Origin of the sequence: Parahaliea aestuarii, from assembly GCF_008064635.1 — a bacterium.
GTDB lineage: Bacteria > Pseudomonadota > Gammaproteobacteria > Pseudomonadales > Halieaceae > Parahaliea > Parahaliea aestuarii.
The window spans coordinates 191,691-203,636 of sequence record NZ_VRYZ01000004.1 but is presented as its reverse complement, the minus strand read 5'-3'; the positions used below and the strand labels follow the sequence as shown (position 1 = coordinate 203,636).

Here is an 11,946-nt window from a genome sequence, read left to right as displayed (position 1 = left end):
GCGCAGGAGACTGATTTGATCCCGGTAATTGCCCTTGTGGGCCGCCCCAACGTGGGCAAGTCCACCCTGTTTAACCAGCTGACCCGCTCGCGGGATGCGCTGGTGGCAGACTTTGCCGGGCTGACCCGGGATCGCAAGTACGGTGAGGCTCGCCTCGGCTCGCGCCCCTATGTGGTCATCGACACCGGCGGCATCAGCGGCGACGAAGAGGGTATCGACTCGCAGATGGCGGGACAGTCGCTGGCGGCGATCGAGGAAGCGGACGCGGTGCTGTTCATGGTGGATGGCCGCGAAGGGCTGAACGCCACTGACGAGGCCCTGGCCCGGCACCTGCGCCAGCGCAACAAGGCCTTCCATCTGGTGGTGAACAAAATCGACGGTATCGATGCCGACGTCGCCACCAGCGATTTCTATACCCTCGGGGTGGAGAGCCTGTTCGCTATCGCCGCCAGTCACGGTCGCGGCGTGAGCAGCATGATCGAGACCGTGCTGGAAGGGTTTCCGGAACCGGAGCCCTTCTGCGAGGAAAAGCTCTACGACAGTATCCGCGTGGCGGTGGTGGGGCGGCCCAACGTGGGCAAGTCCACCCTGGTCAACCGGTTGCTGGGAGAGGAGCGGGTGGTCGTTTTCGACCTGCCGGGTACGACCCGCGACAGTATTTACATCGACTACGAGCGCGACGAGCAGAAATACACCCTGATCGATACCGCCGGGGTGCGCAAGCGCAAGAACGTCCGGCTCACGGTGGAGAAGTTCTCCATCGTCAAAACCCTCAAGGCCATTGACGACGCCCATGTTGTGCTGTTGATGATGGACGCCCACGAGGGCCTGGTGGAACAGGACATGCACCTGCTCGGTCACTGTATCGAGGCCGGTCGCGGCCTGGTGCTGGTGGTGAATAAATGGGATGGCATCGAGTCCCACCAGCGCGAGTGGATGAAGACCGAATTGCAGCGCCGCTTGCAGTTCGCCGACTATGCCGAGACGCACTTTATCTCTGCCCTGCACGGCACCGGCGTCGGCCACCTGTACAAATCCATCAACGCCGCCCACGACAGTGCCACCCGCAAACTGAACACCAACGCCCTGACCCGTATTCTGGAAGGCGCAGTATTCGATCACCCGCCGCCGCTGGTCAACGGCCGCCGCATCAAGCTGCGCTACGCCCATGCCGGCGGCCAGAACCCGCCGCTGATCGTGATACACGGCAACCAGACCGGCAAAGTGCCTGCCAGCTACCAGCGCTATCTGGAGAAGATTTTCCGCCGCAAGCTGGAACTCACCGGCACCCCGGTGCGCATCGAGTTCCGCACGGGTGAAAACCCCTATGCCGACAAGCGCAACAAGCTGACCCAGCGCCAGGTTCAGCGCAAACGGCGCATGATGGCCCACGTGAAAAAGAACACCAAGAAGAAGCGATGACCTCCTCGCCGCTTGCGTGGAATCCGGGCCAGGTCGATGAGAGCAGTGGCAAACCCGACCTGGACAGCCGGGCGCACATCGAAGAGTTTGTCCGCTGTTTCTACGCGCGTGTGCTCAGGGATGAAGTGCTGGCGCCCATCTTCCTGGATGTCGCCGCCATCGACCTCGATGTTCACTTGCCGCACATTGTCGATTACTGGTGCAAGTTGCTGCTCGGAGAACAGCGCTACCAGCGCCATACCATGAATATCCACCGTCGCCTGCACGATCGCCGCGAGCTGTCGGGCGAGGACTTCGCACGCTGGCTGAACCTGTTTATCACCACCGCCGACTGGCACTTTGCCGGTGAGCGCACCGAGCGGGCCAAGCGGGTTGCCACATCGATTGCCGGCAATATGGAGCGCAGCCTGGGTTAGTGGGCCCGGAAGCACCACTATCTCCTGATTCCGTCATTTTTTTGTCATATCCCCTCCACGGGAATGTCACGGGGGACGGGTAGGCTGTCGGGATTCTGACCGGAGTCTGCCGTGCCCCGACTGCATGACCTGAAACTGTTCGCCTGCGGTGATGAAGGCGCCCGCATTACCCTGCTGGGCGCTGTTCTGGATACCGTGATCGGCCTTGTAAAGTTATGTGCCGGCGCGGTCGCGCACTCCTCCGCCCTGGTCGCCGACGGTATTCACTCGCTGTCGGATGCCGCCTCCGACCTGGTGGTGGTTGCGGCGCACAATCTTTCCTTACGGGAGCCGACCGCCAACTTTGCCTATGGCTACCAGCGGGCGGAAACGCTGGGGGTGCTGTTCATCGGCCTGCTGTTGCTCGTTTTCGCGGTCGGACTGGCATACCAGAGCGGGTTCGCCCTGATCGGTGGCGGGATTGCCGCATCGCCAGGCCCGCTTACGCTCTGCCTCGCGCTCGCCTGCCTGCTGCTGAAAGAGTGCTATTACCACATCAGTCTTGCGGTGGGGCGGCGCCTCGATTCGCAGTTGTTGATCGCCAACGCCCACCACAGCCGCACCGATGTCTACACCTCCCTGCTGGTGCTGGCGGGGCTGGTGGCGGTGGAGTACGGGTGGCACTGGCTGGACCCCCTCATGGCCCTGGGCATAGCACTGGTTGTCGGCAAAGTTGCCGTTGGCTTTCTGCGCAACGCACTGGCCGAGTTGATGGAAGCCAACCTGCCCGACGAGGAGAGAGAGCAGGTGCTGCGCTGCATTGCTGGCGTAGCTGGGGTGCGCGGCTGCCACGGATTGCGCGGTCGACGTGTGGGGCGCGGCTACGTGCTGGAATGCCACCTGGAGGTGGACGCCGCATGCAGCGTTTCGGAGGGGCACCAGATTGGCGCCCGGGCCAGCGCAGCGGTATTGCATCAGTGCACCGGGATTAGCGACCTGCTGGTGCATGTCGATCCGGCCGGCTTGCGCGGCGGACATGGCGAACCGCTGCCGCTACCGGACAGAACAGCGGTGATGCAACGGCTGCAAGAGCTGTGCGAAGGGCTGGCGCTCGATATCGATACGCAGCGCAGCGGCCTCCACTACGCCGATGAGGGCATACGGGTTGAACTTCACTGTGGTGGTTGGCCCCCGCACAACGTCGATCAATTGACGCAACTGCGCCAGCGCCTGCGGGACGTTGTTGCCTCGACCGACTGGCTGATGGCCGTCGACATTGTGTATTCGCCGCCGACGATGCAAGCGGATACGGCAAAAATTCTGTATCTCCATCAGCACCGCCAGGTGGCTAACTGAGCATCGTCACAGAAGCGACATAATTCCGCCGTAACATCGTCACTTTTCTGCCATTGGAGAGAGGGTGATGTGGATGGAAAAGCGGTCAAAGATGGCACTCTGTGTGATCTGTGCAATCCCCGCGCTGGTATTTGCCGAGCCTGGCCAGGAACGTCAACAGGTAATCCTGGAGGCCCAGCAGCCCGTCATGACGCGTCTGCGTGATGCGGATAGCGTGCGCCCGCCATCGCCGGAGGGGCATCCGGTTGCCGCGATGTACAACCGCGAAGCCATCATTCCTCCGCAGTGCTATACCCGCACTGAAGGCCAGAACAATCCCTGTTATGTCTGCCACCAGGACAGTCTGCCGGGTCGCGAGAATGTCATGAATGACCGCGACCTGCAGGAGGCCTACAGCTTCAGTGATCTCGGCCAGACCAACCACTGGGTAAACCTGTTCCGCGACCGCTCGAAAGAGGTCGAGGCGATCAGCGACCGTGAAATCCTCGACTGGGTTGACGACGACAACTACAGCGATCTGGCGCCGCGTCTGAAAAATGCGGGGTTCAAGGGCTGGATACCGGACCTGGCCGACCTGCAGGCTGGCGCCGCGGCATTTGACGAACAGGGCTTCGCCCGCGATGGCAGCCAGTGGGTATCGTTCAACTACAAGCCCTTTCCCAGTACATTCTGGCCGACCAACGGCTCCACCGACGACGTCATGATTCGCCTGCCGCTGGACTACCGCACAGACGCTGCCGGCAAACCGTCTCGCGCTGTCTACCAGGCGAACCTGGCCATCCTCGAGGCGCGCATCAAAGGCTTCGATGCCATCGGCACCGTACCGCTTGATGAGTCTGAAGTGGGTGTGGATCTGGACGGTGACGGGCGCCTCGGCACGATAGATGAAATAGCCCGTGTCGACAGTTATGTCGGCGCCGCGGCGGGGCATTTCATCGATACCCATCTCTATCCCCGCGGTACCGAATTCCTGCACACCGTGCGCTACCTGGGCTTTGATGACAGCGGAAAAATCGGCGTATCCAGGCGCATCAAGGAAGTGCGGTATATGAAGAAGTGGCAGGCCTATAACAAGGGCACGCTGGCCCGCTACTACGAGGAAGAGGGTTTCGAGAAGGAAGCAGGATTTCTGCCCGGCTATACCCGGCTGGGTGACTGGGGCCTGGACAACGGTTCCGGCTGGTCCATCCAGGGGTTCATCGAAAACCGCAGTGGCCAGCTGCGCGTCGCCACACTGGAGGAAAACACCTTCTGCATGGGTTGCCACAGTTCCATTGGCTCAACCATCGACAAGACCTTCAGCTTTGCGCGCAAGATCGACGGTGCGGCTGGCTGGGGCTATATCGATCTGCAGGGGATGGCGGACTCCCCGACCCTGGGTGAGTCAGAGGGCGAGTACCTGACCTATTTCCGGCGCACCGGGGGCGGCGACGAATTCCGCAGCAATACCGAAATGCTGCAGCGCTTCTTCAACGACAGCGGCGAGGTTGAACCCGAGCGATTGGCGGGCCTCGACGTGTACCAGATCGTGGTGCCCTCGCGGGAGCGCGCCCTGCAACTCAACAAGGCCTACCGCGTGATCGTGGATGAACAGAGCTACCTGCTCGGAAGAGATGCCACCTGGCATCCCCCGCGCAATGTGTACGACGAAGTCAGCAACACCGATTCCCCGACCCTGGAAGAGGGCAGGGTGTTCGACTGGGATATCCGCCTGGACTGGCGCCCGGAAGCTGCGCGCATAGTGCCGGGTAGCAAAACTGTTACATCAGTGTCACCAAACGCTCATTGAAGCGTCACAGATGACCCTGATACTTGTCGCGTCTGCCGACAGGCGGCATTGGAAAGCTGCTGCAAACCATCCGAAGAGGGTCGTAGCTGGCCCCGAACACTTTATGGAGATTCTTGATGACTCATCGCAAAACTGTCATGGCCGCTGGTCTGCTGGCCATTGCATCCAGTGCGGCGCTGGCTGGTACCGAACCCTACTTTACGCCCCTGACCCAGTCCTCCGCGGTCGCTACGCCCAATCATGTCAATGAGTTGAATACGCCCTGGCAGGCGCCTGCAGGTATCTCCCAGGAGAACCTGACCAGCATGGCCGAGATCGAAAGCAGCATCGACCAGTCGGTGGTGCGTGTTGAAGAACTGGGTACCAACGCTTCAATGTGGGACATGGTCGCCTTTGACCCGAGCGGCAAGTTCCTTTTCATTCCCCACGAAACCGCAATGGGCGCGGGCCTGTCCCGCTACTCCATCGAGGAGGATCGCACCGAAGTCCTGTTTTCCGGTGACGCCACTGCGGTGATGGGAGAAGAAGGTAACTGGGAACAGGACTGGGGCGCCTTTGATCCGGCAACCTTTACCCCTTATGGCACTGTTCTCCTGGGTGAGGAGTGGTCCGGCGAAGGCCGCGTAATGGAGGTTCTGAACCCCTACGCCGATCCGCAAGATATCCAGGTAGTGGAGAAGGAATCCTTTGCCAACCTCTCTCATGAAGGTATCCGTTTCGGCACGGTACAAACCAACACAGTGTACTTCGTGGATGAGGATCACTCCGGGTCCATCTACAAGTTTGTAGCCAGTGACGACACGTTTGATGCCGGCGATACCTATGTACTGGTGGTTCACGACTTCGGGGGCGACGCCAGCCAGAACTGGGATGCCGATATCAACCTCGGCGAATCGCGCACCGGCAGTGCCTACTGGAAGAAAATCGCCAGCAATGGCGTCATGGAAGACGGCATTGAGCAGGATGCATTTGAGAACGCCGCTAACTTCCGCGCCGGTCGCATCGCCGCCGACCAGGCCGGTGGCACACCCTTCGGTCGCCCGGAAGATGTAGAGGTCGGTGTGCTGGGCAACCGTCGCGAGGTGCTCTACTTTGCCGCCACCTCTGAAAATACCGTGTATTCCGTGGAAATGCGCGGCCGCGATATGGCGGTAGTACGGGTGTTCGCCAGCGAGGACCATACCCCCAAGAACGTCGGCTTCCTGCCGACCACCGGTAAAATCAACTCTCCGGACAACCTGGCCCAGGATGCGCTTGGCAACATCTACATCATCGAAGATGCGCCCAACGGCGGTGATGTCGGCGGTGACATCTGGTTCGTGCGCGACGCTGACAACGACGGCGAAGCTGAATCGGTTGACCACTTCCTGAGCATCCAGGTGGACGGTGCAGAGGCCACCGGCATGATCTTCAACCCGGCTGTGCCGACCCAGTTTGTCGTTTCCGTACAGCACCCGGACAGCACCGATATCTCAGCGGTGGACGGCGGCCAGGGGGATGCCCTGTGGCTGTTCGACGTCAGCGATGTCGCACCGCCCAGCTGTGAAAAAGGCGGCAATTACAATCGCCACAGTTTCGGTCGCGGTGGTCGCTACATTCGCACCTGCAGCAACGACGACCCGAACTTCGCGGGCGAGCTGCGCAAAGCGGCGCGCTAAACTGCACTACTTCTCCGGTTGTTTTTTTGGGGCGCAGCGATGCGCCCCTTTTTTTTCGTTACCCCAGCAGCAGGCTGTTGCGATCAACGCTTAAGCGCTGTGCGTTCTGTTCGTCAATGACGTAGTCCGGGCTGTCGATGGCATCGAGGAAGACCCAGTCGGCCTGTACCGCATCGGCGGAGAAGGCCAGTTGCAGAAAGCCGCGCTGCACCAGGTTGGCGTATTTCAGGTCGTCCATCAGTTGCACTGCCAGCGGGCCGAACAGGGACGCGGCATCGGCGCCAATGGCCGCCTCGGCACCGGGGGAGGTGACGCTGGGGCAGGCCAGTTCGGCACCCACCACCGAACCGTCGGCGGTGGTCAGTTGCGAGGCCCAGGCGTTGTGGGTATCCCCGGCCAACACCACCAGCCGCGATTGCACCTGGCTGGCGTGATTGAGGAGGTCTTCGCGCTCGAAGGCGTAGCCGTCCCAGGCGTCGGGGTTGAAGGGAATGGCGGAATCGAGCAGGGCCTGTTCCTCGGCTGTGCGATCCTCCGGCGCCTTGTTCCTGGCCTGCACCGCGGCCAGTACCGCGGCGGTGGCCTGCTGCAGGGCATCCTCGCCGGCAGTGGCGGGGTTAAGCGCCCGCACAACCGGTTCCGGCAGGGGCTGGCGCGCCATCAATACCTGCTGGCCCAGCACTTGCCAGCGCGTGGTGCTGCTGGTCAGCGCGTCCTTGACCCAGGCCAGTTGTTCGCCGCCAAGCAGGCTGCGGTTGCTGTCGCCGGTGGCGGCCAGTACGGCGGCGCTGTCGATCTGCCCGCCATTGACGAAGTCGGTGTAGTCCACCTGCAGGTCGCGGCCGACATTGCGGGTGTCGAGCATGATCAGGTCGAGCAGGTCGCCGTAGCGGAACTGGCGATAGATTATGTCGCTGACGTCCGAGGGCGGGCGTACCGGCAACCACTCGAACCAGGCCTGGATCGCGGCGGCGCGACGTTCGCCGAAATCGCCTTCAGTAGCCGGGTCGTGGTTTTCGGCGCCCTCTCGCCAGCTGTCGTTGGCGACTTCGTGGTCGTCCCACACCACCACGAAGGGGTGGCGGGCGTGGCAGGCCTGGAGGTCAGCATCGCCGCGGTACTGGGCGTAGCGGGTGCGGTAGTCCTGCAACGACAGGATCTCGCCAGCGGGCTCGGACAGCCGCCCCAGCGCCTCGGCATTCTCGCTGGCGTAGCCATCGGCGGCGTATTCGTAGATGTAGTCTCCGAGGTGCAGCACCGCATCCACATCGCGCCCGGCGATTTCGCGGTAGACATGGAACAGGCCGGCCGGGTAGTTGGAACAGGACACCACGGCAAAGCTGGCCGCGGTCAGCGCGCCGTTTGGCGCACTGCGGGTGCGCCCCACCGGCGAGAGGTTTTCGCCGGTGCGGAAGCGGTAGAAGTAGCTGGTGCCAGCGGCGAGGCCGCTGGCGTCCACTTTCACCGTATAGTCTACTGCCGCGGTGGTGGCGCCGCTGCCGCTGGCGACGATGTCGCTGAAGGCCTCGTCGGTGGCCAGTTCCCATTCCACGATCACGTCTCCTTCGCGTTCGGGGGTGGCGCGGGTCCAGAGAATCACGCGGTCTTCCAGCGGGTCGCCGGAGGCTACGCCGTGCTCAAATGTCGCGGGCACGCTCTCCGGTGGCGCGGGTTCGGGGCGCGCATCGCTGGAATCCGAACAGCCGATCAGGTTAGCCGAGAGCAGGGGCAGCAGGGCGCTGGCGCCGAGCCCCTTGAGCAGGGTGCGGCGGCGGAACTCGGGGGTTTTGGTCATGGGTTCTCTCCGTAAGTGGCAAACCCGGTAGTGTGCGCCGCCAGTGTTGCCGGATTATGAATCGGCTGTCAGTGATTCGTGCAGGGCGGCACTTCTTCGGCGAAGTGCCGCGTGTAGTCCACCAGCAGGGCGAAGCCGCAACCCGTGATTTACCCGCGCTCTCGACAAACCGAGCCGGCGCCGGGATGAACTGCAGGGCGGGGCGTTGTGCCCTGTTTTGCGGGTGATATAGTAGCCTATAACACCAACAGGACGAGGTGGCGACCATGCCCCGTTATTGTGACCACAACGCGCCGCGCTGGAAAGGCGGCCCCATGCTCAAGGGTAGCCTGGCCTTTCTGGCCCTGGCCCTGGCCAGCACACTCCTGAGTTCGGCGGCCAGTGCCGAGGAAACCCGCCGGGTAGAGGGGCTCGATTTCGATGCCGTCATGGTCTACGGCGACGTCGAGGTGGAGATCAGCCAGGGGGATACCGTGGAACTGCTGCTGCGCGGCGACCGGGAGGAACTCGACCTGCAGCCCTTCCTGGTCGACGGTACCACGCTGCTGCTGGGTGGCAGCCGGGAAAGTCGCCGCGCGGACTTTGACGGCGTCAAGTTCCGTCTCACTACACCGACCCTGGAACACCTTGAAGTAAAGGGTTCGGGCGATGTCTACGTGCAGCCCTTCACCAGCGATTCACTGTTTGTCTCCGCCGCGGGTACCGGCAATGTCCGGCTGTTCGAGGTGGAGTCCGGCAGTACGACCCTGCAGCTCAGCGGCTCCGGGCGCATCCAGCTGGCCAGGCTGACGAGCCGGGAGCTGAAAGTGGCATTGTCCGGCTCTGGCGATATCCAGCTGGGTGAGGTGGATGCCAGGGGCGTGGAGGTGAGTGTGCGCGGCTCCGGCGACATCAGCCTTGAATCTGCTCGTCGCGCGGACAATCTCGAACTCAGTATCGTCGGCTCCGGCGACGTGGACTTTCGCAACATGGACAGCGGCCGCGCCGAAGTAAATATCGTCGGTTCCGGCGATGCGCGTATCGGCGAGATCGAGGTGCTGGAGGTGAATATCCTCGGCAGTGGCGATGTGGTGTATCGCGGCAGCCCCGTGATCGAACAGGACCTGCTGATCGGCTCCGGCGATTTGCGCCGCGAGCGCTGATCGGACGCCCGGGCAGAGCAGCACGGAGATTACCGCAGATGGAATGGAACGACAGCCAGCCGATCTACCGGCAACTGCGGGACCAGGTCGTGGAGCGCATCATGGACGGCAGTTTCGCCGAGGGAGAGGCCATTCCCTCGGTGCGCCAGGTATCGGCGGACTACCAGATCAACCACCTGACGGTGGGCAAGGCCTACCAGGAACTGGTGGATATGGGCCTGCTGGAAAAGCGGCGGGGCCTGGGCATGTTTGTCACCAGCGGCGCCCGCGGCGTGCTCACCAGCGACGAACAGGCGCGTTTTTTGAACGAGGAATTGCCGGCTTTTGCCGGGCGGGTACAACGACTGGGATTGGACATGGATGAAGTACTGCGCCGCCTGAAGGCGGCTGGGGGTGGGGCATGAACCGGGTGATCGAGGCGCGGGGCCTGAGCCGCCAGTTTGCGCAGGTGCAGGCGGTGGACGGGGTCGACCTGAGTCTCAAGGCCGGCACCGTGCTGGGGCTGATCGGCCCCAACGGCGCCGGCAAAACCACGCTGTTGCGCGCCCTGCTGGGGCTGACCGACTGTGACGGCGAGGTGCAGGTGCTGGGGCTGGATCCGCGGCGGGAACACGCACGTCTGATGCAGCAGGTCTGCTTTATCGCCGACACCGCGGTGTTGCCGCGCTGGATGACGGTACTGCAGTTGCTGGACTACGTATCCGGCATCCACCCGCGCTTCGACCGCGGCCAGGCCGAGCGTTTCCTGGCCAACACCGAAGTGGGTGTGAAGCGCAAGGTGGCGGAGCTGTCCAAGGGCATGACGGTACAGTTGCACCTGGCCCTGGTCATGGCCATCGATGCCCGGGTGCTGATTCTCGACGAGCCGACCCTGGGCCTGGACATCCTGTTCCGCAAGCGCTTTTACGAGCAGTTGCTGAACGACTATTTCGACGACGAGCGCACCATCATTATCTCCACCCACCAGGTGGAGGAAGTGCAGAACATTCTCACCGAGGTGGTTTTCATGAGCCGCGGTCGCGTCATTCTGAACAAGGACATGGCGAGCTTCGAGACGACGTTCAGCGAAGTACACGTGGTGGGCGGTGCCACGGCGCGCGCCGAGGCCATTCCGCATATCGGCTCGCGCCCCATCCTGGGCGGTCGCGCCATTATCTACGAGGGCGTCGATCGCGCCCTGCTGGAACCGCTGGGGCAGGTGCGAACGCCCTCGGTGTCCGACCTGTTTGTCGCCAAAATCGGGGGAGAGGCGCATCATGGCCAGTAATACATCCTCGCGCTGGTTTACCCTGGTGCAGCGTGAACTTCAGGAATACCGGGTTTCCCTGCTGTGGACACCGCTGTTGGCCGCGCTGGCCATCTGCGTACTGGTACTGGCCAGTGTGCTGCTGGCCAATCGTGTCGCCGCGGTCGGACAGGCCTTTATCGAGGTGGTCACCCAGGAGGAGAAAATCTCCGGGATGAACATCACCATCCAGATCGATGACGACAAGGACGACGAGGTCGCCTATCGCATCGAACGGACCGAGGGCGCGAGCAGCGAGGATGAGTGGAACTTCTCCCGCAAGTGGACCTTCCAGCCGCGCAACGCCGACACACCCCAGAGCGACAGCGAAGTGGTGTCCGGGGGCATGGACTATCCTTTCAACGCCGTGCTCGGTGTCATCAATGTCCTGATGATGGTGCTGCTGGTGATCGTGGTGGTGAACTACCTGCTCGGCTGCCTGTTCGACGACCGCCGGGACCGCTCCATCCTGTTCTGGAAGTCCATGCCAGTGTCGGAGTGGGAAGTGGTGCTGGCCAAGCTGGCGGTAGCGCTGATTGTGGCGCCGGCCATTTTTATCGGCGCCGCGCTGGTGGCGCAGCTGGTATGCACCGCCCTTTCCATGCTGCTGATGTGGCGCATGGATATGAATCCCGCGGAGCAGATTCTCGGCAATGTGCATTTTGGCCGACTGCTGGTGCAACAGGTTGGCGGCTGGTTGATCAGCGCCCTGTGGATTGCCCCCGTTTACGCCTGGCTGCTGCTGGCCAGCGCCGCCGCCCGGCGCTCCCCCTTCATGACGGCGGCGCTGCCGGTAGTGGCCGTAGTGTTTGCCGAAGAGCTGGTGTTCGGCAGCGATTTTGTACGCGGCGCCATCGCAGGCCACCTGCCGGACCCGACTTCGACGGCCAGTTTGCCACTGCCCGCTGACCTTGCCAGCCTGTTGGCTGGACTCGCCTGCACCGCCCTGCTGGTGGCCGGGGCTGTTTGGCTGCGGCGGCACCGCTGGGAAATTTAAGGATTCGCCTCTCCGGGCGCCGGTTCCTGGCGCCCGACTATACTGCTAGCGAGCGCCGTTTGACTGTGGCGGCACCCATGATCTTCTGGCGCTCTTGCTTTGTTACT

Annotated in this window: 10 protein-coding genes; 9 read left to right on the top strand and 1 reads right to left on the bottom strand. The window is 62.7% G+C overall.

From position 1 onward, the window contains the following. Positions 1-15: 15 nt before the first annotated feature. From der to FVW59_RS10455, 5 genes are all read left to right on the top strand, one after another. Positions 16-1,422, top strand: coding sequence for a ribosome biogenesis GTPase Der (der, locus tag FVW59_RS10475; RefSeq protein WP_148064217.1), 1,407 nt, complete (start codon positions 16-18; stop codon positions 1,420-1,422). Further along, a complete protein-coding gene (locus tag FVW59_RS10470; protein ID WP_148064216.1) occupies positions 1,419-1,838 on the top strand; it encodes a group III truncated hemoglobin in 420 nt (139 codons plus the stop codon). Before der ends, FVW59_RS10470 begins: the two co-directional genes overlap by 4 nt. A 111-nt stretch (positions 1,839-1,949) precedes the next feature. Then, the gene (locus FVW59_RS10465) at positions 1,950-3,173 is read left to right on the top strand and encodes a cation diffusion facilitator family transporter (RefSeq protein ID WP_148064215.1); all 1,224 of its coding nucleotides are present in this window, start codon (positions 1,950-1,952) and stop codon (positions 3,171-3,173) included. A 73-nt stretch (positions 3,174-3,246) separates the two neighbouring features. After that, positions 3,247-4,962: a hypothetical protein gene (locus FVW59_RS10460; RefSeq protein ID WP_148064214.1), complete on the top strand. Its 1,716-nt coding sequence runs from the start codon at positions 3,247-3,249 to the stop codon at positions 4,960-4,962. A gap of 116 nt (positions 4,963-5,078) precedes the next feature. Beyond that, positions 5,079-6,620 (top strand): alkaline phosphatase PhoX, encoded by a 1,542-nt coding sequence (locus FVW59_RS10455; RefSeq protein WP_148064213.1) that lies wholly within the window; start codon positions 5,079-5,081, stop codon positions 6,618-6,620. A gap of 58 nt (positions 6,621-6,678) precedes the next feature. Here FVW59_RS10455 and FVW59_RS10450 read toward each other — a convergent pair whose 3' ends face one another. Continuing rightward, positions 6,679-8,415 (bottom strand): alkaline phosphatase D family protein, encoded by a 1,737-nt coding sequence (locus FVW59_RS10450; protein WP_148064212.1) that lies wholly within the window; start codon positions 8,413-8,415, stop codon positions 6,679-6,681. A 266-nt stretch (positions 8,416-8,681) separates the two neighbouring features. Here FVW59_RS10450 and FVW59_RS10445 point away from each other — a divergent pair, with 266 nt between their 5' ends. Genes FVW59_RS10445 through FVW59_RS10430 form a run of 4 tightly spaced genes read left to right on the top strand, consistent with a single transcriptional unit; the run spans position 8,682 to position 11,839 of the window. Then, a complete protein-coding gene (locus tag FVW59_RS10445) occupies positions 8,682-9,557 on the top strand; it encodes a GIN domain-containing protein (protein ID WP_148064211.1) in 876 nt (291 codons plus the stop codon). Positions 9,558-9,595: 38 nt separating this feature from the next. After that, complete coding sequence (locus FVW59_RS10440; RefSeq protein WP_148064210.1) at positions 9,596-9,961, top strand: GntR family transcriptional regulator; 366 nt, start codon at positions 9,596-9,598, stop codon at positions 9,959-9,961. After that, positions 9,958-10,824 (top strand): ABC transporter ATP-binding protein, encoded by an 867-nt coding sequence (locus tag FVW59_RS10435; protein ID WP_148064209.1) that lies wholly within the window; start codon positions 9,958-9,960, stop codon positions 10,822-10,824. Before FVW59_RS10440 ends, FVW59_RS10435 begins: the two co-directional genes overlap by 4 nt. Next, positions 10,814-11,839: a hypothetical protein gene (locus tag FVW59_RS10430; RefSeq protein ID WP_148064208.1), complete on the top strand. Its 1,026-nt coding sequence runs from the start codon at positions 10,814-10,816 to the stop codon at positions 11,837-11,839. The genes FVW59_RS10435 and FVW59_RS10430 overlap by 11 nt, the downstream gene beginning before the upstream one ends. The last annotated feature ends 107 nt before the right edge of the window (positions 11,840-11,946 follow it).

What these genes read in the sequence shown, in the direction of transcription:
- FVW59_RS10470 (WP_148064216.1), top strand. Translation starts at nt 1,419, where the DNA reads ATGACCTCCTCGCCGCTTGCGTGGAATCCGGGCCAGGTCGATGAGAGC.
- FVW59_RS10460 (WP_148064214.1), top strand. Translation starts at nt 3,247, where the DNA reads ATGGAAAAGCGGTCAAAGATGGCACTCTGTGTGATCTGTGCAATCCCC.
- FVW59_RS10455 (WP_148064213.1), top strand. Translation starts at nt 5,079, where the DNA reads ATGACTCATCGCAAAACTGTCATGGCCGCTGGTCTGCTGGCCATTGCA.
- FVW59_RS10450 (WP_148064212.1), bottom strand. Translation starts at nt 8,415, where the DNA reads ATGACCAAAACCCCCGAGTTCCGCCGCCGCACCCTGCTCAAGGGGCTC.
- FVW59_RS10445 (WP_148064211.1), top strand. Translation starts at nt 8,682, where the DNA reads ATGCCCCGTTATTGTGACCACAACGCGCCGCGCTGGAAAGGCGGCCCC.
- FVW59_RS10440 (WP_148064210.1), top strand. Translation starts at nt 9,596, where the DNA reads ATGGAATGGAACGACAGCCAGCCGATCTACCGGCAACTGCGGGACCAG.
- FVW59_RS10435 (WP_148064209.1), top strand. Translation starts at nt 9,958, where the DNA reads ATGAACCGGGTGATCGAGGCGCGGGGCCTGAGCCGCCAGTTTGCGCAG.
- FVW59_RS10430 (WP_148064208.1), top strand. Translation starts at nt 10,814, where the DNA reads ATGGCCAGTAATACATCCTCGCGCTGGTTTACCCTGGTGCAGCGTGAA.